Consider the following 23,858-nt stretch of genomic DNA (forward strand, 5'->3'; position numbering starts at 1 on the left):
ACAAAAATTTCCCGAGATTGTTTCAGGAAAAAAGCTTATCAGCGCCAAAACAGAAACAAATAGGACTGGGACTAAAACCGCAGTACCGCTCAGTCGACCAGTTCGCCCTTACGCGCCAACGCCCACGGCGCAATCAACCGTTGCGGCGTCTGGCAGGCTTTACGCTTGAACACAAAGTTGCGGCACTTCTCGGCAAACTGCTGGCGGTTGTGCACCATGTCCAGTTCCATCTGGGCCAACTCGTTTTGGCGGCAGCGATCCATTGGCTCAAGGTCGATAGTGGCTTTGCGCATGCGTTGCGCGGCGTATTTCTCATCGCTCAGCGCGCCTTGGGCCGCTTGCAGCAACCATGCACTGAACGCAGTCGGGCAACGTGGCCCAATGTCCTGCACCATGCCCCACTGCTGTGCCTGAATGGCGCTGATCGGCAGGCACTCTTCAGTGAGCTTATGGGCAATTTCACTGCCCACCGCACGCGGCAGGCTGTAGGTCCAGTATTCGGAGCCATACAGGCCCATGCTCTTGTAATGCGGGTTGAGCACTAAGCCGGCACGGGCGAAGACGATATCGGCCGCCATGGCCAGCATTACACCGCCGGCACCGGCACTGCCGGTCAGGCCGCTGACCACCAGTTGCCGGGCGGTCAGCAGTTCCTGGCACACATCATCGATCGCCTGGATATTTGCCCAAGCCTCCAGCCCCGGCACGGGTGCGGCCTGGATGACGTTGAGGTGTACGCCGTTGGAAAAGCTGCCGCGCCCGCCTTTGATCAGCAGCACCTGGGTGTTCCGTGCCTTGGCCCAGCGCAGTGCAGCGACCAGCCGCTGGCATTGTTCAGTGCTCATGGCGCCGTTGTAGAACTCGAAGGTCAATTCGCCGACATCGCCGCATTCACGGTAGCGAATCGGTTGATAGGCCTGTTCATTGAAGGCTTGGTGGGCAATTGAGCTGTCCAGCACGGGCACACGCGCCAGGCGCCCGGCCAACACGTGACGGGCCGGCAACTTGAAGGTTTCCTCGCCTGGCTGGGCCTTGCGTTTAAGTGAGCCGACCCACACGCTCTGATCGCCGGCTGCGACCAATACCGCATCATCCTGTACCGCGAGCATTTCACCCGGCAGGCCCCGGCGTGCATCCAGGTGCGCGTCGTACAAGTAGTACTGCTCGCCTTGGATGCTGGCCAACACACCCGGCTGGCCGTCGGCGGCGTCGATGCTGCGTTTGATGAAGCCCGCGCAGTCGTGCCAGCTGAAAGCACGGTCTACCTGCTTCATGTTCGGCTGCAAGCGCCCGATAACGTTGGGCTGCGTGTAATCCAGTGGCGCAGGGAGCACACCACGGGTGAATTTTTCCACCACGTCGCGAATACAGGTGATCGCAGCGTCACTCACCAGGCCGTTGTACAACTCGGACTTTCGCACCTCGGCGGGCATGTCGAACTCACAGCTCGACCAGACCGGCCCTGCGTCCATCTCCTCCACCGCCTGCAACGCGGTGACGCCCCAGCGACGGGCCTGCTGGGTGATGGCCCAGTCCAACGCGCTGGCGCCACGGTCACCGACAATACCCGGATGAATGATCACCACCGGGCGGTCGAGGTTGCTCCACAACTGCTGCGGCACGCGGTCCTTGAGAAACGGGCAGATCACCAGGTCGGCGTCCGCCGCCTCGATTTGCCGGCACACCGTGGCTTCATCGGTGAACAGCACCACGCTGGGGTCGAAACCAGACTGGCGCAAATCCAGCCAGGCCCGTTGGGTCAAACCGTTGAATGCAGAGGACAACAAGATGATCTTCAGTGATCGCATGGCAGACTCTTCCTTGAGGTGCACGGCCACAGGCTCGCATTGAGCCGTCCCTGGCCTTTGATGGAAGCGCAAGGTTAAAAGGCCTGTCAGGCGGGGCACCTGACCGAGATCAATCTTCGGTCAGCCAGGGAGAATTGCGTCGCAAGAACCGGAGTTTCAGTGATTTGGCGCCTGCCTACACTGGCGCAAATGCACAGTGACCGAGGCTTTCATGACTCCCCTTGCCGCCACCCTGGTACACCTGGACTGGCAAACCATCGGCCTGGAACTCGACCGCGAAGGTTTCGTCGTGCTGCCCGGCATGTTCGGGCTTGAGGTCCCAGGCTTGTTCACCCACCTACTGAACGGCTTTTATCCGCCATTGGCACAGCTTTCCAACCGGTGGAACGACATCCTGCAACTGCCCTACCGCTACCCTCCCCAACTCACCGACTTTCATGCGCAGTGCCGCGCCGTCGGCCAGCAGCAAGCACTGCCCCAACTGACATGCCTGCGCAAAGACGAGCACCAGGCGCTGGGGCAGGACGCCGAGGGCGAGCACGTATTTCCATTTCAGTTGGCCGGCGTGCTGTCTGCGCCCGGCGAGGATTTCACCGGCGGCGAATGTGTCCTTACCGAGCAACGCCCCAGAATGCAATCGCGGCCGATGGTGGTGCCGTTGCAGCGCGGCGATCTGGCCGTGATCACCACGGCACACCGCCCGTTCAAGGGCAGTAAGGGTTACTACCGGGTGAATATGAAACACGCGATCAGCAGCGTCCGAAGCGGCGAACGGCGCGGTTTTTTGCTCAGTTTTCACTTATGCCCTGGGGCGGCGCATGACTGACGAGCGCATGTGGCGGCTATTGGGCAGCGATGGCCAAGCCTACTCAAGCGCCGAACCGGGCACATTGGCTGGTCATCGACGCGGTAAACGCTACGGCACGCTGGATTGCCGTGCGGCACTGCACGCCATCGCCCGTGGCTGCTATGTGCAGCACAGGGTGTTTTTCCTCAATCAATCCAGCGCCATCGCAGCGGGCTATCGCCCTTGCGCCGTGTGCATGCCGGCCGAGTATCGCCAATGGAAACTTCAGCAGCCTTTATGAACACTCACTTGGAAAATCTCGACTGGCCAATGATCGAAGCGGCCTTGATGAACGACGGCTTCGCCCTGCTGCCAAGGCTGCTGACGCGGCAAACCTGTCAGCAACTGGCAGCACTCTATGCCGATGAAAGCCACTTTCGCAGCCGCATCGCCATGCAGCGCTACGCCTTCGGGCGTGGCGAATACCAGTACTTTCGCTACCCGCTGCCGGCACTCGTCGACAGCCTGCGCTCGCATCTTTACGCGCGCCTCGCACCAGTCGCCAACCGCTGGCACGCGGCGCTGAAGATGAATCAACGATTCCCCGACACCCATGTGGAATTCAAAGCGCTATGTCACCAGGCCGGCCAATGCAGGCCCACGCCGCTGATGCTGCGCTATCGGCAAAATGACTACACCTGCCTGCATCAGGACTTGTATGGCGAGCAGGTGTTTCCGTTTCAGGCGGTGTTTCTGCTGGATCAGCCAGGTGTGGACTTCGAAGGGGGTGAGTTCGTCCTCACCCACTCCGGCTCCAGCAAACCCGCACGGGCTGAGGTAGTGCCCCTTGAACAAGGCCAGGCACTGATCTTTGCCGTCAACAGCCGCCCGGCACGTTCCGCGCGTGGTTTTTGCACAGTCAGCGTGCGTCATGGGGTGAGCCGCCTGCATCGCGGAGAGCGCCACACGCTGGGCATCATCTTTCACGATGCCAAATGAATGCTGTCAACGGGTTAGCTTCACGCCCTTGATCCACTTAACCGCATCATCAACCGACTGGCCTGCACCGCCGGGCGAGACGTTGTGCCCCAACTCGGGATACAGCCGGTACTCAAAGGGTTTGCCCTGGGCTTTAAGCGTACCCAGCCGTTCGATGGCCATGAACGCCGGGGTTTGCAGGTCCTGGCCGCCCAGCAACCAGAGCCCCGGCACCGAGATGCTGGCGAGTGCGTCGCGTGGGTCGGTAGCGGCAAAATCATAGCGGTCCGGGTCTTGCGCGATATGTTGGCGGGCATCGGCCTCGCTGTGGGTATGCCAGAAATCTGCCTTGCCCTGTGTCAGAAACTGGAACCGTAGCTGCTCAAGTGTCGTCAGCAGTGGGCCGCTGAATAGCACCATGAAGTTGATGCTCCGATTACGCTCGGCGGCAAGGGGAATGATCCAGCCCGCCTGGCTGAAACCCACCAGCCCAACGGGCACTGGGTTGGCCGCAAGCGTGGTGGATAACACCACGAGCGCCGCATTCGCATCACCCGCCAGCGCCGCCAGATTGGAAGCGTCGAGGTTATTGCCGCCGACTTCCGGGCCAGCGTACACACCGCCAGATTGCCCGACGCCGCGTTTGTCATAGGTCAACACCGCGATGCCACGTTGGGCCAGGGTTGTGGCAAAACTACTCATACGCGGCATCTGGCCGGAACCGTGTACCAGCACCACGCCGGCTACTGGATGCTCGGGCAGGTAAACCGTGCCGGCCAGTGCAACATCAGCGTTGGCAAATGTAATGTCCCGCGTCACAAAAGTGGCGGGGGCAGCCAGGGCCAACCCAGGCGTCAACATGAAAAGGCCCAGCCAAAAGCCGATGTTTCGCAGCATGATTCAATCCGCACAAAGGTACGTCCGAGTACCGGTGCGCCACTGTGCCTGGGCAGCGTTACTGTCTTATGACTGGCGGCTTTTATGTGGGATACGCTGTGTCAGACACCTGGGTTTTGACTGACCCACCGCATTCGCGGGCAAGCCCGCTCCCACACGAAGAGTGCGGCCCTTGGATTTGGCGCCTATAACTGCTGTAGTGAAAAAACCACCTGACGGAGCATCACTATGAACCCGACGAAAACCGCATTGGTCCTGATTGAATTCCAAAATGACTTCACCACTGCGGGTGGGGTGTTTCACGACGCGGTCAAAGGCGTCATGCACAGCACCGACATGCTGGCGAACACTGCAACCACCGTTGAGCAAGCCCGAAAACTCGGTGTGAAGATCATCCATATGCCGATTCAATTTGCCGACGGCTACCCCGAGCTGACGCACCGCTCCTACGGCATTCTCAAGGGTGTGGCAGACGGCAGTGCCTTCCGGGCCGGCAGCTGGGGCGCCGAAATCAGCGAGGCGCTCACCCGTGAGCCGGCTGACATCCTCATAGAAGGCAAACGCGGCCTGGATGCGTTTGCCACCACCGGCCTGGACCTGGTGCTGCGCAACAACGGCATCCAGAACCTGGTCGTCGCAGGCTTTTTGACCAATTGCTGCGTTGAAGGCACGGTTCGTTCGGGCTATGAGAAAGGCTACGACGTGGTGACGTTGACCGACTGCACCGCGACCTTCAGTAATGAGCAACAACACGCCGCCGAGAACTTCACCTTGCCGATGTTCTCGCAAACGCTGAAACACACCCAGTTTCTACAAGCGTTGAACGCCCAATAAAAACGGCGGCGACTCATCACTGAGTCGCCGCCTGCTTGCGGGCCTGCCTCACTCGTCGGGCACGTACTGCATCTCTCCGTTGCCAAACGACCAATCCTCGCGTTTCACATCCACCAGGTTGATCCACACATCTTCTTTGCGCAGCCCTGTTTTGGCGTGGATGCCCTCAGCGATACATTTATAAAAAGCCTTTTTCACTGCGATGCTACGCCCGGCGCTCCAGGTCACCTGGATAAACACGATGTTTGGCGTGTAGGTAACCCCCAGATAACCCGCCGCCGGATACACCAACTCATCCTTGGCGTGACGATTGATGATCTGGAATTTGTCGTGCTCAGGCACATTGGCCACGCTGGTCATGGCGGCGTAGACCACATCGCCAATTGCAGCGGCGGTTTCAGTGGAGGTGTCGGCGGCCAGGTCGATTCGAACTAAAGGCATGGGAAATTCCTCGGCAGGTCAGTGGCCGGTGCTCGAAAGTGGCCATTGGCACTACGCTAGCTCGAACAACAAAATTCATCAAGCGCATATTAATTTATTTAATAATGCGTAAATGGCATGTTATTCATTCTCCCGGCAAATGCATAATCAGCGCTGATCGACCAGGCGATCAGCGCTTCGCGCCCCTAAAGCATCGGCGACAGGCTGACCACCCGCAGCGCCAGCCCCTCATATGCGTCCAGCGTGATGGTGAACTCACCTTCAGCGGTGAGATCGCCCTCGACCCGCTCATTGATGATGTCCACCACCGGCCCCGGCGCAATGTCGGGCAGGTGCAGGGTTTCGGTCAGCGCCGTACTGCCGAAGTTGAGCGCAGTGATTTGCGTGCCCTTCCCGGCCGGCAACTCGTGAACCATGATCAGCAGCCCCGGGTGCTCCACATCCGGCACCAGGATCTGGCGGCTGGCGGCGATTCCATAGGCGTTGCGCACCGCGAGAATTTTCTGCAGCTGTGACGCGAACGAATCCGGGTTCTGCAACTGGCTGTTGAGGCTGCCGTAGAGGGTTTTCGCCCTTGGCATCTGGCCGGCGGACAGTTCGGCATCCGGGTTCAAATCCACCAGGTCATAGGCGCCGCGATGAATCCAGCGCGTGTCGCCATCGCCCATCAAATGGGCTACCGCATCGGCCGCCAACGGCAACGCGCCGACCAGGTCCCAGCCAGACAGGGCAAACACCCCAGGCTGCATGGCGTTGTACATCACCAGCAGCACATGGATCCGGCGGATCTGCTCGATATCGGCCGGCGTGATCGCCTCCAGGTCACGGATGCCCAGGGCCGCCGTGATAATGCTGGCGGTGGTGCAGGAAACCCCATTGGTGACGAACTTGAGGTTATACGGCGCATGCTCGCCGGCCAGGCGCTCGTACATCTGCTCGCGGATATGCTCACGCAGGCTGTTGCCGGGGAACGTCTGGCCTTGGTAGAGGTAACTGTCGTGGGCGTGCAGGGTCCAGAAATGCACCAGCTCCAGGGTCAGCTCATCGTGGTTTTGCAGCGCATGGATCAAAGAGCCTGGGTCAATGCCCTGGCTGTGCATCTCACGCAGCATCAGGCGCAGAAATTCGGTGTCGCCCAGCAGTAACGCATGCTGATACGCCGGGCGCGTGATGAAGTCATAGGACAGGTCGGCGCCGCCGTGGGACATGGCGGCAATATCGTCGACAGTGAGGTTCAACTCCTGAAAGCTGAACCCGCCCGCCTTGCGAATCGCCCCGCCCAGCAACTGGTTGCCGGTGATCGACAACGGGTGGCTTTCCGACCAGGCAGTGCCGTCCAGCTTGCGTTCCACGCCGAGGAAGCCGTTGGCGTCCAGGCGCAGGATCTTGGCGCCCATCACATCAATGGCATGCAGGGCGTCGCCGATGATCATCTGCTGCGCGGCAAACGAGGGGTCCAGCCAGTTCAGCGACGGCTGGCCTTCCTTGAAGTAATGCAGGTACACCCAGCGGCGCGGCTTGTCATCCACACCGATGACCACCGGGGTTGCACTCCAGTCAGTTTCCTTGACGCCGGGTTCGAAGAAGATCACCCGCTGCAACTGGCCGACGATGTAATGCTTGTCGCGCAGCGCATCCACCTGCGCGGGGCTGAGGTTCTGCGCATCACGCCCTTCGGCGACGTCAGGTAACAGCGGCCAGTCTTCCTCGCGGATCTCGACCATGTGGTAGAGCCCCGGATAGTCCTCATACGCCATCTCGGCCAGGCGGAAGTCCGCGCCCTTGCCCGTGTGGGAGGGGATCACATCGTCGATGATCACCGCGTTGTGCGCGGCGGCCATGCGCGTCAGGGCCTGCAACTGCGCTTCGGTGCCCAGCTGTGGGTCAATCTCGAAGCTGATGCGGTCGAAATTGCCATCGATGGTCGGCGTATGCCGTGTGCCGTCGAGCCCGCCGGACTTTTTCAGCGGGCCGTTGTGAATGCCCTGGATGCCGATCTTCGACAACGCCTGCCACAGGCTTTCATCGCCCAGGGCTTCGAGCACCGTGCCGTTCTCACGGGTCACAATCGAGGCCGGATAAGCGGTGAACCATACCGACGACAACGCTGAGGCATCACGCGGCCGGGTCTGCGCATACGGCTGCTGCCACAAACGCCCTTGCCCGCTGTACAGCCTTGCCCGCTGACGCGCCGCATTGAGCATGGATTGTTGCACCAGCCAGTTCACATGATCGTTATCCGCCGCCGTCATAAGCCTGTTTCCTATTGCCGTGAAAAGGTGATTGGTAAGCATAGGAGCGGCGGAGGCCTTGATTCGTTGCATTTACTCCAATTGCCGGTACTGCCTGGGCGTAAACCCGGTCAATGCCTTGAACTGGCGGGTAAATGCGCTGTGGTCGGTGTAGCCGCATTGCAGCGCCACCTCGGTGATCGGCAGGTCGGTGTGCAACAGCCGGTGCGCATGCTCCAGGCGCACCTTCTGGATCATCTGCCGGGGTGTGAGGTGGAATACACGTTTGCAGTAGCGCTCCAGTTGCGCCACGGAAATCCCGGCAATGCGGGTCAGCTCGCCGAGGGTGACACGGCGGTTGAAATGTTGGCGAATGTGCTCATCCACGGCGGCCAGGCGCTGGTAGGCCGGATGCTTTTCGCTGGCCGATTGCAGGTCCACCGAAATACCCGCCAGGCCGATGATCGCGCCCTTGTCGTTGTACAGCGGCCATTTGTGCGTCAGGCACCAGCCCGGTTCGCGGCTGCCATACAGGTGCAGCTCTAGCTGGTCTTCTAGCACAAAACCCTGCTGCAGCACGCGCCGGTCCTGCTCGGTGTAGCCCGGCCCCAATTGTGCAGGGAACACTTCGGCGCTGGTCTTACCCAGCAGCGGCTGCAACTGTTTGAGGCCGCAGCGTTGCACCAGGGTGTGGTTGGCGAGGACGTAGCGGGCGTCGATATCCTTGATGAAAATCGCCGCGTTGGGGATTACGTCGAGCAAGGGCAACAACTGCGCGACCCCCGCCAATAGTTGCTCGATGCTGTTGGGGCGGTTGGTCTGTAGAAAGCTCGCAAATGCACTGGGCAGCATGGCCTGCACTCCATTTTTCTTAAGCAGATTGCCCTATGCCAGCCTGAGTATCTACACAAGGTTGTGGCAGCCTTGGAAGCCACACTCGATCAAAAATGTGGGAGCTGGCTTGCCTGCGATGCAGACGCCTCGGTCATTCAGGCAAACCGAGGTGATGCAATCGCAGGCAAGCCAGCTCCCACAAAAAAGCCTGGATCTACGCATTCAAACTGTGCCGAATTCGTCATTCACATCAACGCAAAACATCAATCGCAGCGCCCTTGATCGGTTCAGGATATCGCCACTGCATGCCTATCCAATAACTCACAAGAAGGCGCCGCCATGTCTGCTCAAGGCAAGTTCAAGAAACAACTTTCACTGATGGACCTGACCTTTATCGGGTTAGGCGCCATCTTCGGTTCGGGCTGGTTGTTTGCGGCCAGCCACGTGTCCGCCATCGCCGGCCCGGCGGGGATTATTTCCTGGCTGATCGGCGGTTTCGCCGTGCTGCTGCTGGGCATTGTGTACTGCGAACTCGGCGCCGCCCTGCCCCGCGCCGGTGGCGTGGTGCGTTACCCGGTGTATTCCCATGGCCCGCTGCTGGGCTACCTGATGGGCTTTATCACGCTGATCGCGTTCTCCAGCCTGGTGGCGATCGAAGTGGTCGCCTCGCGCCAATACGCCGCGGCCTGGTTTCCCGAGCTGACCAAGGTCGGTTCCAGCGACCCGACCACCCTGGGCTGGTTGGTGCAATTTGCACTGCTGTGCCTGTTCTTTGTGCTCAATTACCGCAGTGTGAAGACCTTCGCCATCGCCAATAACCTGGTCAGCGTATTCAAGTTCATCGTGCCGCTGCTGGTGATTGGTGTGCTGTTCACCTTCTTCAAACCGGCGAATTTCCAGACCCAGGGTTTTGCCCCGTTTGGCCTGTCGGGCATCGAGATGGCGGTGTCGGCCGGCGGAGTGATTTTTGCCTACCTGGGCCTCACGCCGATCATCTCGGTGGCCAGTGAAGTAAAGAACCCGCAACGCACGATTCCGATTGCCTTGATCCTCTCCGTGCTGCTGTCGACTGCCATCTATGTGCTGCTGCAAACCGCCTTCCTCGGTGGCGTGCCGACCGAGATGCTGGCCGATGGCTGGGCGGGTATCAGCAAGCAACTGGCGCTGCCTTATCGTGATATTGCCCTGGCGTTGGGCGTGGGTTGGCTGGCCTACCTGGTGGTGGCCGATGCGGTGATCTCACCCAGCGGCTGCGGCAATATCTACATGAATGCCACGCCGCGTGTGGTGTACGGCTGGGCGCAGACCGGCACGTTTTTCAAGATCTTTACGCGCATTGATGAGAAGTCCGGCATCCCGCGCCCGGCGCTGTGGTTGACCTTTGGTTTGTCGGTGTTCTGGACCCTGCCGTTTCCGTCCTGGGAAGCACTGATCAATGTGGTGTCGGCGGCGCTGATCTTAAGCTACGCCGTGGCCCCGGTGACCGTCGCCGCGCTGCGCCGCAATGCGCCCGGCATGGCCCGGCCGTTCCGGGTCAAGGGCATGGCGGTGCTCGGCCCGCTGTCGTTCATCATCGCCGCGCTGATTGTGTACTGGTCCGGCTGGAGCACCGTGTCGTGGCTGCTTGGCCTGCAAATCCTGATGTTTGTGGTGTACCTGCTGTGCGCACGCTGGGTGCCGACCGCGCACCTGAATCTCAAGCAACAAGTGCGCTCGTCGGCCTGGCTGATCGGCTTCTACGCGGTGACTATCCTGCTGTCCAAGCTCGGCAGTTTCGGCGGTATCGGCGCGATCAGCCACCCGTTTGACACGCTGGTCGTCGCCCTCTGCGCCCTGGGCATCTACTACTGGGGCGCCGCCACCGGCGTGCCCGCGCACCTGGTGCGCCTGGAACACGAAGACGACGAAAGCGAAGCGGTCAGCGACGCGCATTACAGCGCGCCACTGTCGCCAGCCACTCACTGATGGAGCCTGTTATGAAGCGCCTGCATGTTATCGACTCCCACACCGGCGGCGAACCGACGCGCCTGGTCATGGACGGCTTCCCTGCGCTCGCCGGCGCTACCATCGCCGACCAGTTGCACACCTTGCGCAGCGAACACGATCAATGGCGCCGCGCCTGCCTGCTGGAGCCACGTGGCAATGACGTGCTGGTCGGCGCGCTGTACTGCGCGCCGGTCACGCCAGGCGCCACCTGCGGGGTGATCTTTTTCAACAATGCCGGGTATCTGGGCATGTGTGGCCACGGCACCATCGGCCTGGTCGCCTCCTTGCACCACTTGGGCCGCATAACGCCCGGCGTGCACACCATCGACACGCCGGTCGGCCCGGTAGCCGCCACCTTGCACGACGACGGCGCGGTGACCTTGCGCAACGTACCCGCCTACCGTCATCAGCGGCAGGTGCCGGTGGACGTGCCGGGCTATGGCGTGGTGCATGGCGATGTTGCCTGGGGCGGCAACTGGTTTTTCCTGGTGTCGCAGCACGGCCACAGGCTGGCGATGGACAACGTCGACACCCTCACCGACTACACCTGGGCGATGCTCAAGGCCCTCGAAACCCAAGGCATCCACGGTGCGGACGGTGCAGTGATCGACCATATCGAACTGTTCGCCGACGACGCCCACGCCGACAGCCGCAACTTCGTCATGTGCCCCGGCAAAGCCTACGACCGCTCGCCGTGCGGGACCGGCACCAGCGCCAAACTCGCGTGCCTGGCGGCTGACGACAAACTCGCCCCCGGCGCCACCTGGGTGCAAGCCAGCATCACCGGCAGCCAATTCGAAGGCCGTTATGAGTGGGATGGCGAGCGCATTCGCCCCTTCATCACCGGCCGCGCCTTCATGACCGCCGACAGCACCTTGCTGATCGACGAACAGGACCCTTTTGCCTGGGGCATCTGAGCCCGGGCCTTATTTAACTGAACGCTGGAGTTAGAACAATGAGCGACAACATCTTCACCGGTTGCATCCCTGCACTGATGACCCCGTGCACGCCTGAACGCAAACCGGACTTCGACGCCCTGGTCGCCAAGGGCCGTGAACTGATCGATATCGGCATGAGCGCCGTGGTGTATTGCGGTTCCATGGGTGACTGGCCGCTGCTGACCGAAGCCGAACGCCAGGAAGGCGTGGCCCGTTTGGTTGCCGCTGGCGTGCCGACCATCGTCGGCACCGGCGCGGTCAACAGCCGTGAAGCGGTGGCCCACGCCGCCCACGCGGCCAAGGTCGGCGCCCATGGCTTGATGGTAATCCCGCGCGTGCTGTCCCGTGGCGCTTCGGCCACCGCGCAAAAGGCGCACTTCTCGGCGATCCTCAAGGCCGCGCCGAACCTGCCGGCAGTGATCTACAACAGCCCGTATTACGGCTTCGCCACCCGCGCCGAGCTGTTCTTTGAACTGCGCCGTGAACACCCCAACCTGATCGGCTTCAAGGAATTCGGCGGCGGCGCCGACCTGCGCTACGCGGCAGAGAACATCACCTCCCAGGACGATGCCGTGACCCTGATGGTCGGCGTAGACACCCAAGTGGTACACGGCTTCGTCAACTGCAACGCCACCGGCGCCATCACCGGTATTGGCAACGCACTGCCGCGCGAAGTGCTGCAACTGGTCGCCCTGAGCAAAAAAGCCGCCAAAGGCGACGCCAAGGCCCGGCGCCTGGCACGTGAGCTGGAAGCCGCGCTGGCCGTGCTGTCGTCCTTCGACGAGGGTTGCGACCTGGTGCTGTATTACAAGCATTTGATGGTGCTCAACGGCGACCAGGGCTACGCCCTGCACTTCAACGAAACCGACGCACTCAGCACCGCCCAACAGCGTTACGCCGAAAACCAGTACGCACTGTTCCGCCAGTGGTACGCCAATTGGTCGGCTGAACAGAACGTGGCCTGACACCCTCGCGCGCCGCTGTGGTTCTCACAGCGGCCAACCCTCATTTTTCAAGGACACCCCATGACTCTGACGGGCAAGATGCTGATCGGTCAGCACGCAGTCTGCGGCCATCGCGAAGCGATCCAGGCCATTAATCCCGCCACCGACCAGCCCCTGGCGCCCGCCTACCCAGGCGGCGCTGGCGAGCATGTCGAACAGGCCTGTGCCTTGGCTTGGGCGGCGTTTGACAGCTATCGCGACACCTCGCTGGCAGCACGCGCGGCCTTTCTTGAAACCATCGCGGACAACATTGAAGCCCTCGGCGATGAGTTGATCGAACGCGCCATGGCCGAAACCGGCCTGCCACGCCCGCGTATCCAGGGCGAACGCGGGCGCACCTGCGGGCAATTGCGCACATTCGCCCGCACGGTGCGCGCCGGTGAATGGCTGGACGTGCGCGTCGACACCGCGCAACCGGCGCGTCAGCCATTGCCACGTGCAGACCTGCGCCAGCGGCATATTGCGCTGGGGCCGGTGGCAGTGTTTGGTGCGAGCAATTTCCCCTTGGCGTTCTCAGTGGCGGGCGGCGACACCGCCTCTGCACTCGCCGCCGGTTGCCCGGTGATCGTCAAGGCCCATGGCGCGCATCCCGGCACCAGCGAACTGGTCGGCCGTGCGCTGGCCAAGGCCGTTAAAGACTGCGGTTTGCCCGACGGGGTGTTTTCGCTGCTGTATGGATCGGGTCGCGAAGTCGGCATCGCATTGGTCACCGACCCGCGTATCAAGGCCGTGGGGTTTACCGGCTCACGCAGCGGCGGTATCGCCCTGACCCAGGCGGCGCAAGCGCGGCCGGAGCCGATTCCGGTGTATGCGGAAATGAGTTCGATCAACCCGGTGTATCTGTTTCCTGCGGCGTTGCACACGCGTGCAGAGGCGTTGGCCCAAGGTTTTGTCGCCTCGTTGACCCAAGGCGCCGGGCAGTTTTGCACCAACCCTGGCTTGGTGGTTGCGGTCGCAGGCCCGGCACTCGAGCGCTTTGTCGCCACGGCGAGTGAGTTGCTCCCGGCGTGCGCCGCCCAGACCATGCTGACGCCAGGTATTTTCCAGGCCTATGAAGCGGGCGTCGGCAGCTTGACTGAACACGCACAAATCGCCGCCAAAGGCTTGGCGGCGCAAGGCCCGAATCAAGGCCAGGCGCAGCTGTTTGTGACCCAGGCCAGCGCGTTTTTAAGCAATGAGCATCTACAGGCGGAAGTCTTCGGCGCGGCCTCCCTGGTGGTGGTGTGTGCCGACGACGAGCAAGTGCGTCAGGTTTCCGAGCATTTGGAAGGCCAGTTGACCGCCACACTGCACCTGGACGACGCGGACCTGGCACGCGCCCAAGCCCTGCTGCCGGTATTGGAGCGCAAGGCCGGGCGCCTGCTGGTCAACGGCTGGCCCACCGGCGTGGAAGTGTGCGACGCCATGGTCCACGGCGGCCCGTTCCCGGCCACCAGCGACTCGCGCAGCACCTCGGTCGGCACCGCAGCGATCCTGCGTTTTCTGCGCCCGGTGTGTTACCAGGACTTCCCGGACAGCTTGCTGCCCGCCGCGCTGCAACACGCCAACCCGCTGCTGTTGCGACGCTTGCTCGACGGCCAGAGAGAGGCCTGAACGATGAGCGACAGCAACCGTGCTGATTTCGCTGTGATTGGCGCCGGCATCATTGGCGTCGCCTGCGCCCTGCAATTGGCCCGTCAAGGCCAACGCGTGGTGGTCATCGACCCACAGGCGCCGGGCATGGGCGCGTCCTATGGCAACGCCGGGCATTTAGCCACCGAGCAAGTGTTCCCGATTGCCGACGCATCGATCCTCAAGCGCCTGCCCGCCATGCTGATGGACCCTATGGGTCCGTTGCGCCTGGACTGGAAGTACCTGCCACGCGCCCTGCCCTGGTTCGTGCGCCTGTTGCTCAACCTGCGCCCGACGAACTACCGGCGCACGGTGGCGGGCATTCGTGCGCTCAATGAGGCCAGCCTGGGCGCTTGGCAGCGTCTGCTGCAGGCCATTGAGCAGCCGCAGCTGTTGCGCGCCGAGGGTTCGTTGCTGGTATTTGAGCGTGCCGCGTCCGGGGAAGCCATCGACGCATTGCGCCAACGCATGCAGCAGCAGAATGTGCCGGTGGATTTCTGGTCGGGCGAGACAATACGCAAGGCCGCGCCGCAACTGAACGAAGCGATCCAGGGCGGCCTGTTCTTCCCAGGCACCGGGCATTTTATTGATCCGTACAGCGTGGTGTGCGCACTGGTGAGCGCGGCCAAGGCTTGCGGTGTGCAGTTTGTGCAGCAACGCGTGCTCGATGGGCGCCTGGAATCGGACGGCGTATCGCTGCTGACCGATCAAGGCAGCCTGACTGCCCGCCAGGTGCTGATCGCCTGCGGCGCCCATTCGGCCAAACTCACCGCTGCACTCACCGGCAAGCAGGTCCCGCTGGACACCGAGCGCGGCTATCACCTGATGCTGCCCCACGAACACCAGCGCTTGCCCTTTGCCGTGACCTCGTTCGAGCGCAAATTTATCATGACCCCCATGAACGATGGCTTGCGCCTGGCCGGCACGGTCGAATTCGCAGGCCTGGAGCGCCCCGCCAATATGCAACGCGCCTGGCAGTTACACCGGTTGAGCCAGGGCTTGTTTCGCCAGGACTTGAGTACCCGGGACGCAACCCCATGGATGGGCTTTCGCCCGTCGCTGCCGGACTCGCTGCCGATCATTGATCGGGTGGCGGAAGGCAAGGTACTGCTCGCGTTTGGGCATCAGCATTTGGGGTTGACGCAGGCGGCGGTGACGGCGGAGATGGTCGTGCAACTGGCCACGCCAGGTAAGCGCATGGCGCTGCCGGACCTGGCCCCTTACCGATTGGCGCGCTTTTAGGTCTTTGGCGTTATTGTGGCGAGCAGGCTTGCCCTGCGTTGGGCTGCGCAGCAGCCCCATACCGTTACACCTGACTCACCGAGTCGTCTGAATGAGGGGCGGCTTCGCCACCCAACGCAGGGCAAGCCTGCTCGCCACAGTGACAATCACAGTGCTCGCGCTCAACGCTACTTGACCAAGCGCTTCTCTTTGGATGGCCGATAGCCGAAATACGCGCTGTAGCACTTACTGAAATGGCTCGGCGACACAAACCCGCACGCCACCAGCACATCCACCTGTGACAGTTCGGTGTGCTGTAACAAACGCCGCGCCTCGGTGACGCGTAACTCCATGTAATAGCGTTGCGGCGTAGTGCCCAGTTGCTCCTTGAACAGGCGTTCGAGCTGGCGCCGCGAACGGCCGGCGTAGACTGCCAATTGGTCCAGTTCCAAGGGTTCTTCGAGGTTGGCGTCCATCAGTTTCACCACTTCACGCAGTGGCGCGCTGACGCTGATGTTCTCCGTGGGTTTGATACGCCGGTAGCGTGACTCTTCAAACGCCAGGATGTCTTCGATACCTTCGACCAAGGCCTTGCCATGCAGGCTTTTGATCCAGTCCAGGGCCATATGGAACGCGCCCGATGGGCTGGAGGCGGTGAGGCGATCGCGGTCAACCACGTAGGGTTCGCTGGTGACCTGCGCAGCTTTGGACACTTCCGACAGCGCCGGGCGATGTTCCGGGTGGATCGCGCAGCGGTAACCCTGCAACAGCCCGGCGCGACCAAGGAACCAGGCGCCGTTCCATAGGCCGGCGAGGCTCACACCCTGTTCGGCGGCGCTGCGCAACAGCTGGATGAAATCCTCGCCGGCTTTGAGTTCGGTGCGAAAACCGCCGCAGATCACCAGCAAATCCAGGTCGGGCAATGCCGACGCTTGCAGGCGGGCATCCGGGCGGATCACCAGGCCCAGGTCGCTGATAACTTCGCCCTCGTCACACCCGAAGGTACGCGTGGCAAACAGCTCGGGGCGCAACAGGTTGGCGGTGATCAGGGTGTCGAGGGTCTGGGTGAATGCCGGCAGGGAAAAGTGTTCGAGCAGCAAAAAACCAACGCGGGTGACCGGCGACGGCTGCTGGAAGTTTTCATTCAGGTAGCGCAGGTTCTTGCCTTTCATGCCACCGCTGAACTGGCGTCTTTCCATCGAGGGTTGGCCCACTCTTTTTGTTTATGCAATGGGCGCTATCTTAGGGGCAAATGCGCCGGCTGTCGTGCCGCATTCCCACGAAGAATAATGACTATGCTGCGTGGCCGCCGCCACGATGGAGGACGCTTGCCTGTTGATAGTCAACACGACCTTTAAGCCTGATCTTTACAAAAGCAACCGCATCCCAGGCCCGCAGCCTGGCAGCTGCGGGACCATCTGATACGGTTTTTTCTTTGCTATCTGCGTCTGTATCGAAACGCCAGTGAAGCGGACAATGGGCGCCATTCCGACACTCCTGTCGACTCCCTTCCCTTCGGAGGCCTTATGACCAAGATGGCAATTTTCCTGTTCGGTTTTCTGGTGCTGACCATCGGTATCGGCTTGCTGGCAACCATCTCGCCGGTGTGAGGCACTGCTTCACACAAAAAACATCGGGTACAACGACAGCACCAACAGCGCCGCCATCGACCCGTTGAATACCCGCAACCAACGCGGCTCGCGCAGCACGTTGCGCAATCCACTGCCGCAGCCCACCCACACGCACACACTGGGCAGGTTGACCACCGCAAATACCAGCGCAATCACCAGTACATTGGTCACATAACCTTCGGCCGGCGTATAGGTGGTGATTGCTCCCAGCGCCATGATCCATGCCTTGGGGTTGACCCACTGAAACGCGGCCGCGCCAAGAAAGGTCATGGGTTTGCCACGCTCGTCAGGGTTCTCGGACATGCCGCCAGCGGTGGCAATCTTCCACGCCAGGTAGAGCAAATAGGCCGCTCCCACATAGCGCAACACCGTGTAGGCCCACGGGAATACCTTGAACACTTCGCCCAGGCCCAGGCCTACCGACATCACCAACAGCATGAAGCCGATGCTGATCCCCAGCGCGTGGGGCATTGAGCGGCGAAAGCCAAAATTCACCCCCGAGGCGAGCAACATGGTGTTGTTCGGGCCGGGCGTGATCGAGGACACGAAGGCAAACAGGACAAAGGCGGACAAGAGGCTGGTGGACATGAACATGGCGCGGCATCCAGGCGGTAGTGGTATGCCTGCGACAGTAGTGGGTTACAGCCCTTGCCGCCCCGTACAGCTAGGGGCGGATCGAGGCATACACTTTGGCGTTATCGAGCTGATCGGTAGAGTTGCGCGCCTTGCTTGAGTCTGCGCTGAACACATCACAACGGCTTACCGCGCCGACTACGGTTCCCGCTGAGCCCGCCGGGAACCGTTGGTGTTGGCAGACAACCCACGCGTCTCAGTTTTGGGGCCGTTGCTTGGTCGAGTCCAGCTCAGCCTTTTTGCCCGTGGAGATCTCGGTGATCTGCGCGGACTTGGCGATGGCAAAGTCGAAGGTGTCCTGCATTTTGGCGATGGCGTCGGTCGAGGTGCCATCGAGCCCACCCTTGGCCGCCCAATCAAAGTTCCACACGCCGGAGAGGTTGTCGGCCCCCGCCACGTCGTGGGTTTCAATCGCGGTGAACACGTCCGGGTGGCGCTCCATGTACTTGGCAGCGTCGGACACATCCGTGGGCACTTTGCCCGAAGCGTTGTTGGCCAGTTGCGTGAGCTCCTGCTTGGTGATCGCTGACTTGCCCGTTTGGCGCATGTAGTCGGCAATAACCTTGCTGGACTTGGCAATGTTCAACTTGTCGTCGAACGTGGAAGGCGAAGACTTTGGCGTATTCGACCCGCCAGACGCGGGCGTTACGGTAGTAGACATCGGCGCTGCTCCTTCAATGGAACGAATGAAATCGTCAAGCTGACGATACCCCGACGCGGACGTTAGCATGGGCAAAGGGCCATTCCGCACGCTTCACAACATTTCACAACGCCAGGCGGGTTTTGCCGGTGTTTTCGAAGCGCCGTTACCCTGTGCTAGCTGACAACCTCTAGTATGAGTGGGCTGTTGTGGCGAGCAAGCTTGCTTGCGCTGGGGTGCGAGCGGCCCCAATAAAGGCACTGCAATGTTCCTGAAAGAACTCAGCGAGTGGGTTTGGGGCTGCTTCGCAGCCCAACGCAGGCGGTGCGACGATTCGACAAGCCTGCTCGCCACAGGAGAAACTGGCTGCCTTGAAAAGTTGTGTAGGTACCTAGGGCCATCGCAGGCAAGCCAGCTCCCACATACAAGCAATTCGAAAAAATCATCAAGCCGGGCGCACATCCCGCTGCCTGGCCAACCCTTCCAGCGTAAACCGTGCCTGCATCAGCACCACATCGCGCACCGCCTCCATCTCCTTCTGATTCACCTCGGTCCACTTCAGCGCTTCCAGCAACTTGGGCTTCTGCACCCGAAACGCCAAGCCCTGGGTGAACAGCGCCATGGAGTGAATCACCGTGCGCTCGTCTTCCACGGCAAAGCCGGAAAGGCGCGCGATCAGTTGGCGTATGACCCGACCAATGCGTGCCTTGAAGCGGTCTTCAAAGGCGGTGGTTGCGCTTTGCGGGCACAGGCCGGCCTGATGACGATCCATAAATGCGCGCCAGATCGTGGTCTGGGGGCTGTCCTGGATGGTGGAGACCACCGTACCCAGAATGCCCAGCGAGACGTCGATCAAGGTTTTATCGCTCGCCTTGGCATCCGCCAACGCGGCCTCGGCCGCTTCCACGCACGGCGACATCTTGCGCCACAGCAGCGTGACCAAGTGCTCGACACACTCCAGGTACACGCCTTCCTTGCCATCGAAGTAGTACTGGATCGCGGGCGCATTAACCCCGGCAGCCGTGGCGATGTCACGGGTGGACGCGCGGTCATAGCCGCGTTCGCCAAACACCTCGACCGCCGCTTCGACGATACGTGCGCGGGTTTCTTCACCGCGCTGGTAACCACCTTCGGCAGCAGGTTTATGTCGTGCCATGTGCAGCTCCTCTCGAATACCGGACCAAAATATACCAGTTGACAAAAATTCGCGAAAAATAGAATTTATTCCATCCGATATAAAACCGGCCCTCACAAACAGGAATGACCCGATGTCCGCTGCAACACCCTCCCCTCAGGTCATTCCTGAAGACACCGTTAACGGCCAGCGCAGCAAAGCGCGCCGCATTCTCCTGAGCATCGCCACCCTCGCGCTGCTGGGCGGCCTTGGCTGGGCCGCGTGGTGGTGGCTGGACGGGCGCTTTATCGAGACCACCGACGATGCCTACCTGCAGGCCGACAGCATCAGCGTAGCGCCCAAGATCAACGGCTATGTGGCCGAGGTGCTGGTCAGCGACAACCAGAACGTCAAGCGTGGCGACGTGCTGGTGCGCCTGGATGCGCGCAAATACCAGGCGGTGAGCGACGAAGCCTCGGCGACGATAGCTGCGCGCAATGCCGACTACGCCAAAGCCCAGGCCGACCTGGTACAGCAAGATTCCACCATTGCCGAAGCCCGCGCCCAATTGCAAGGCGCCCAGGCCGACGCGCAACACGCACAAACCGAAGTGGCCCGTTATGCACCGCTGGCCCGCTCCGGCGCCGAGCCAGAAGAACGCCTGGCGCAACTCAACAACCAACTGGCGCAGGCACGCAGCACCGTGGCCGCCAAACAGGCTGCGCTGCGCTCCAGCGAAACCCGCTACGGCACCCTGCAAGCCCAGCTCAAGCAGGCCCAGGCGCAACTCGGCGTGGCCAAGGCCAGCGAAGCGCAGAGCCAGCTGGATGTAGATGATGCGGTGATCCGCAGCCCGCTGGAGGGTCGGGTGGCCGACCGTGGTGTGCGCGTCGGCCAGTATGTGCAGCCCGGCACGCGCTTACTGACGGTGGTGCCGATCAGCGCGATCTACCTGACCGCCAACTACAAGGAAACCCAGATCGGCGCCATGCGTCCCGGCCAGGCCGTCACAGTGCACGTGGATGCACTACCCGGCCGCAACCTGCAGGGGCATATCGACAGCCTGTCGCCCGGTACTGGCGCGCAGTTCGCCTTGCTGCCGCCCTCAAATGCCACCGGCAACTTCACCAAAATCGTGCAGCGTGTGCCGGTGAGAATTGCCCTTGATGTACCCGATGATATTCGCGCGTCGTTGATGCCCGGCCTGTCGGCCACCGTCGAAGTCGACACGCGTAGCCACGCGGCGGATGCCAATCATGGCTGAGGCGCTGATGGCCGAGGCCGTCGCCGAAAAACCGCGTAACGCCTCGTTGACCGACTGGATCGCCGTGGCTGCCGGGGCATTGGGCGCGTTGCTGGCGACGCTGGACGTGTCGATCACCAACTCGGCGCTGCCGCAGATCCAGGGCCAGATCGGCGCGACCGGCACCGAAGGCACGTGGATCGCCACCGGCTACCTGATGTCGGAAATCGTCATGATCCCGCTCGCCGCATGGCTGACGCGGGTATTCGGCCTGCGCCGCTTTCTGATCGGCACCGCGCTGATGTTCACCGCGTTTTCGATGTTCTGCGGCTTGTCCTCCAGCCTCGGTGCGATGATCGCCGGGCGCATCGGCCAGGGCTTTGCCGGCGGCGCCATGATCCCCACCGCGCAGACCATCGTGCGCACGCGCCTGCCCCCGCACCAACTGGCGATCGGCACCACCATGTTCGGCATGACCGTGATTCTCGGCCCGTTGCTGGGCCCGGTGATCGGCGGCTGGCTCACGGAAAACATCAACTGGCGCTGGTGTTTCTTTCTGAACCTGCCCATCAGCATTGCGCTGATCACCTTGCTGATCACCGGCCTGCCGACCGAGCGCATGAACCTGCAACGCTTTATCAGCGCTGACTGGTTGGGCATCCTCGGCCTGGCCATGGGTTTGAGTTCGCTGACCGTGGTGCTCGAAGAAGGCCAGCGCGAACACTGGTTTGATTCGCTGCTGATCATCTGGCTGAGCATCGCCACCGTCACCGGGTTCTTCCTGATTGCCGTGGGGCAACTGCGCTCAACAACCCCGATCCTGCGCCTGCAACTGGTGCTCAACAAAAGCTTTGGCAGCGTGCTGTTGATCGGCACAGCGGTCGGCGCCGGCATCTATGGCACGGCGTACCTGGTGCCGCAATTCCTGGGCATTTTGTCGGGCTACAACGCGCAGCAGTCGGGCGCGATCATGCTGTTATCGGGGATTCCGGCGTTTGTGTTGATGCCGATTCTGCCAAGAATGCTGGGCCGCTACGACCTGCGCTGGATGGTCGGCGCCGGGCTGTTGCTGTACTGGGCCAGTTGCTACGTCGACACCACGCTCACCACTGACAGCGTTGGCCATGACTTTATCTGGTCGCAACTGCTGCGCGGGTTCGGGCAGATCCTGGTGATGATGCCTCTAAGCCAATTATCCATGCGCTCGGTGCAAACCCACGAAGCCGGGGACGCTGCCGGGCTGTACAACATGTCGCGCAACCTGGGCGGCACCATCGGCCTGGCCCTGCTCGGCGTGTTGATGGACCGGCGCAGCCACTTTCACGACGACATGCTGCGCGAAGGCGTCCAGGCCAACAGCCAATTGGCCCAGGACCACATGGCAAGCAGCACCGCCAGCTACCTGGCACAAACCGGTGATGCGTCCACCTCACAGCTGCAAGCCTTCGCGCAACTGGCCAATGACATCGCGCGGCAAGCCTCGGTCATGGCCTACAACGACTCGTTTTATCTACTGGGACTGGCGATGCTGGCGTGCCTGCCCCTGATCTTTATTCTGAAAAAGCGCACGGTAACCCGATGATCCCTCGCAAGCTTGCTCTTCTGTTCAACGTTGCGCTGCTGTCCGCCTGCACGGTCGGCCCCGACTACCAGGGTGCCCCCAACGTTGCGCCAAAAACCCTGGCGGCCGGGCGCCTGCCGCATGCCGATAACACCTCCGCTGGCGCACCCGCTGTCGCGCAGTGGTGGCGCACGCTGGGCGACGCGCAGCTCAACGAACTGGTGGACAAAGCCCTGCGCAACAGCCCCGACATCGCCACCGCCCAGGCCCGGTTGAAGCAATCGCGCGCCAGCCTTAGCGGCGCACAGGCCAACGCGATGCCCAAGGTCAGCGGTGATGCTGCGATGCTCAAACTGCGCTCGCCCGACACCTCCGCGCTGGGTGGCAACAGTGGCGGCGGCCGCGGCCCGCTGAACCTCTACCTCGCCGGCTTCGATGCCAGTTGGGAAGCCGACCTGTTCGGCGGCACCCGTCGCGCCGTCGAGGCTGCGCAGGCCGAAGCCGACGCGTCCCAGGCGCAATTGGCCGATGCCCAGGTGCAACTGGCCGCCGAAATCGTCCAGGCCTACACCGACCTGCGCGACCAGCAAACACGCCTGGCACTGGTGGACTCCAGCGTCGACATCGAAAACCAGGCCCTGGACCTCACCCAGCAGCGCCGCGAGCGCGGCGTGGCCTCGCAACTGCAACTTGAACAAGTCATCACCCAAGCCGAAAACACCCAGGCCCAGCGCCTGCCACTGCAAGCCGCCATCGTCGAATCCCTCGACCAACTCGGCCTGCTTTGCGGCCTGGAACCCGGCGAACTGGATGGCCAACTCGCCACTGCCCGCGCCCTGCCCGCCTTACCCAGCGCCGTGCCGTTGGCCGACCCGGCGGCGCTGCTGAAGGCGCGCCCGGATATCCGCATGGCCGAGCGTAAACTGGCCTCCGCCAACGCACAGATCGGCGAAAAAACCGCCGACTGGTTCCCCAAGCTCAGCCTCACCGGCGACCTGTCCTTCTCGGCCAGCGACCCCGGCCACCTTGCGCGTAAAGACAGCGGCACCTGGCTGGTTCTGCCGCGCATCACCTGGAACGCCCTCGACTTCGGCCGCGTCGCCGCCAGCGTCAAAGGCGCCGAGGCCGGACGCGATGAAGCCTTGGCGCAGTACAAGAGCGTGGTATTGAGTGCATTGCGCGATGCGGATGTGGCCTTGGCACGCTATGGGCATCAGCGCCAGAATGTGGTGCTGCTGCGTAACGTGGAATCTTCGGCAGTACGCGCCGCCGACCTGACACGCCAGCGTTATCGCGCGGGCACGGCCAGCACCCTCGATTGGCTGGATGCCGAGCGCACGCGCTACCAGGCGCAAGAGAGCCGGATATCCGGCGACGCTGAACTGCTGAAGGATTTTGCCTCGCTGCACAAGGCGCTTGGGTTAGGCTGGACGCTGTAAAGGGTTCTACGCACATAAACCAAGGAA

21 protein-coding genes are annotated in these 23,858 nt (G+C 62.0%); 12 read left to right on the forward strand and 9 right to left on the reverse strand.

Annotated features, from left to right (window positions below):
- Positions 1 to 89: 89 nt before the first annotated feature.
- Positions 90 to 1,808 (reverse strand): hydrogenase maturation protein, encoded by a 1,719-nt coding sequence (locus tag HBO23_RS15720; RefSeq protein ID WP_170037527.1) that lies wholly within the window; start codon positions 1,806 to 1,808, stop codon positions 90 to 92.
- 211 nt (positions 1,809 to 2,019) lie between these two features.
- Between HBO23_RS15720 and HBO23_RS15725 the strand changes: the two genes are divergently transcribed.
- The 3 genes from HBO23_RS15725 to HBO23_RS15735 are packed head-to-tail and all read left to right on the forward strand — an operon-like array spanning position 2,020 to position 3,594.
- Positions 2,020 to 2,634, forward strand: coding sequence for a 2OG-Fe(II) oxygenase (locus HBO23_RS15725; protein WP_170037530.1), 615 nt, complete (start codon positions 2,020 to 2,022; stop codon positions 2,632 to 2,634).
- On the forward strand, positions 2,627 to 2,896 hold the full coding sequence (locus tag HBO23_RS15730) for a metal-binding protein (protein ID WP_099549701.1): 270 nt from the start codon (positions 2,627 to 2,629) through the stop codon (positions 2,894 to 2,896). The genes HBO23_RS15725 and HBO23_RS15730 overlap by 8 nt, the downstream gene beginning before the upstream one ends.
- The gene (locus tag HBO23_RS15735; protein WP_170037533.1) at positions 2,893 to 3,594 is read left to right on the forward strand and encodes a 2OG-Fe(II) oxygenase; all 702 of its coding nucleotides are present in this window, start codon (positions 2,893 to 2,895) and stop codon (positions 3,592 to 3,594) included. The genes HBO23_RS15730 and HBO23_RS15735 overlap by 4 nt, the downstream gene beginning before the upstream one ends.
- Positions 3,595 to 3,600: 6 nt before the next feature.
- Here HBO23_RS15735 and HBO23_RS15740 read toward each other — a convergent pair whose 3' ends face one another.
- Positions 3,601 to 4,470, reverse strand: coding sequence for an alpha/beta fold hydrolase (locus tag HBO23_RS15740; protein ID WP_170037536.1), 870 nt, complete (start codon positions 4,468 to 4,470; stop codon positions 3,601 to 3,603).
- 228 nt (positions 4,471 to 4,698) lie between these two features.
- Between HBO23_RS15740 and HBO23_RS15745 the strand changes: the two genes are divergently transcribed.
- The gene (locus HBO23_RS15745; protein WP_170037539.1) at positions 4,699 to 5,304 is read left to right on the forward strand and encodes a cysteine hydrolase; all 606 of its coding nucleotides are present in this window, start codon (positions 4,699 to 4,701) and stop codon (positions 5,302 to 5,304) included.
- A 48-nt stretch (positions 5,305 to 5,352) separates the two neighbouring features.
- Here the strand turns inward: HBO23_RS15745 and HBO23_RS15750 are convergent, their stop codons facing one another.
- The 3 genes from HBO23_RS15750 to HBO23_RS15760 form a co-directional block, all read right to left on the reverse strand.
- The gene (locus HBO23_RS15750; protein WP_169986173.1) at positions 5,353 to 5,745 is read right to left on the reverse strand and encodes a tautomerase family protein; all 393 of its coding nucleotides are present in this window, start codon (positions 5,743 to 5,745) and stop codon (positions 5,353 to 5,355) included.
- 185 nt (positions 5,746 to 5,930) lie between these two features.
- The gene (gene treS / locus HBO23_RS15755) at positions 5,931 to 7,997 is read right to left on the reverse strand and encodes a maltose alpha-D-glucosyltransferase (protein WP_170037542.1); all 2,067 of its coding nucleotides are present in this window, start codon (positions 7,995 to 7,997) and stop codon (positions 5,931 to 5,933) included.
- Positions 7,998 to 8,069: 72 nt separating this feature from the next.
- Entirely contained in the window at positions 8,070 to 8,828 is a 759-nt protein-coding gene (locus HBO23_RS15760) for an AraC family transcriptional regulator (protein ID WP_017138870.1), read from the reverse strand.
- 321 nt (positions 8,829 to 9,149) lie between these two features.
- On the opposite strand from HBO23_RS15760, the gene HBO23_RS15765 reads away from it, so the two are divergent.
- The 5 genes from HBO23_RS15765 to HBO23_RS15785 are packed head-to-tail and all read left to right on the forward strand — an operon-like array spanning position 9,150 to position 15,591.
- A complete protein-coding gene (locus tag HBO23_RS15765) occupies positions 9,150 to 10,775 on the forward strand; it encodes an APC family permease (protein ID WP_017138871.1) in 1,626 nt (541 codons plus the stop codon).
- A gap of 11 nt (positions 10,776 to 10,786) precedes the next feature.
- Entirely contained in the window at positions 10,787 to 11,713 is a 927-nt protein-coding gene (locus HBO23_RS15770; RefSeq protein WP_170037545.1) for a 4-hydroxyproline epimerase, read from the forward strand.
- Positions 11,714 to 11,751: 38 nt separating this feature from the next.
- Positions 11,752 to 12,699, forward strand: a complete 948-nt coding sequence (locus HBO23_RS15775; protein WP_169986179.1) for a dihydrodipicolinate synthase family protein — start codon at positions 11,752 to 11,754, stop codon at positions 12,697 to 12,699.
- A 60-nt stretch (positions 12,700 to 12,759) separates the two neighbouring features.
- Positions 12,760 to 14,331 (forward strand): aldehyde dehydrogenase (NADP(+)), encoded by a 1,572-nt coding sequence (locus HBO23_RS15780; RefSeq protein ID WP_170037548.1) that lies wholly within the window; start codon positions 12,760 to 12,762, stop codon positions 14,329 to 14,331.
- Positions 14,332 to 14,334: 3 nt separating this feature from the next.
- Positions 14,335 to 15,591, forward strand: a complete 1,257-nt coding sequence (locus HBO23_RS15785) for an FAD-dependent oxidoreductase (protein WP_170037551.1) — start codon at positions 14,335 to 14,337, stop codon at positions 15,589 to 15,591.
- Positions 15,592 to 15,758: 167 nt separating this feature from the next.
- On the opposite strand, the gene HBO23_RS15790 is transcribed toward HBO23_RS15785, so the two are convergent.
- From HBO23_RS15790 to HBO23_RS15805, 4 genes are all read right to left on the reverse strand, one after another.
- The gene (locus tag HBO23_RS15790; RefSeq protein ID WP_170037760.1) at positions 15,759 to 16,742 is read right to left on the reverse strand and encodes a GlxA family transcriptional regulator; all 984 of its coding nucleotides are present in this window, start codon (positions 16,740 to 16,742) and stop codon (positions 15,759 to 15,761) included.
- 447 nt (positions 16,743 to 17,189) lie between these two features.
- Complete coding sequence (locus HBO23_RS15795; protein WP_170037554.1) at positions 17,190 to 17,795, reverse strand: LysE family translocator; 606 nt, start codon at positions 17,793 to 17,795, stop codon at positions 17,190 to 17,192.
- A gap of 235 nt (positions 17,796 to 18,030) precedes the next feature.
- Positions 18,031 to 18,495: a hypothetical protein gene (locus HBO23_RS15800; RefSeq protein ID WP_017138878.1), complete on the reverse strand. Its 465-nt coding sequence runs from the start codon at positions 18,493 to 18,495 to the stop codon at positions 18,031 to 18,033.
- A 424-nt stretch (positions 18,496 to 18,919) separates the two neighbouring features.
- A complete protein-coding gene (locus HBO23_RS15805) occupies positions 18,920 to 19,630 on the reverse strand; it encodes a CerR family C-terminal domain-containing protein (protein WP_170037557.1) in 711 nt (236 codons plus the stop codon).
- A 112-nt stretch (positions 19,631 to 19,742) separates the two neighbouring features.
- Here HBO23_RS15805 and HBO23_RS15810 point away from each other — a divergent pair, with 112 nt between their 5' ends.
- The 3 genes from HBO23_RS15810 to HBO23_RS15820 are packed head-to-tail and all read left to right on the forward strand — an operon-like array spanning position 19,743 to position 23,831.
- Positions 19,743 to 20,852: an HlyD family secretion protein gene (locus HBO23_RS15810; protein ID WP_170037560.1), complete on the forward strand. Its 1,110-nt coding sequence runs from the start codon at positions 19,743 to 19,745 to the stop codon at positions 20,850 to 20,852.
- Complete coding sequence (locus tag HBO23_RS15815; protein WP_099549688.1) at positions 20,845 to 22,413, forward strand: DHA2 family efflux MFS transporter permease subunit; 1,569 nt, start codon at positions 20,845 to 20,847, stop codon at positions 22,411 to 22,413. Before HBO23_RS15810 ends, HBO23_RS15815 begins: the two co-directional genes overlap by 8 nt.
- Positions 22,410 to 23,831 carry an efflux transporter outer membrane subunit gene (locus tag HBO23_RS15820; RefSeq protein WP_170037562.1) on the forward strand — a complete coding sequence of 474 codons (1,422 nt, stop codon included), beginning with the start codon at positions 22,410 to 22,412 and terminating at the stop codon, positions 23,829 to 23,831. The genes HBO23_RS15815 and HBO23_RS15820 overlap by 4 nt, the downstream gene beginning before the upstream one ends.
- The last annotated feature ends 27 nt before the right edge of the window (positions 23,832 to 23,858 follow it).

The organism is Pseudomonas sp. WS 5532 (assembly GCF_012985445.1).
GTDB lineage: Bacteria > Pseudomonadota > Gammaproteobacteria > Pseudomonadales > Pseudomonadaceae > Aquipseudomonas > Aquipseudomonas edaphica.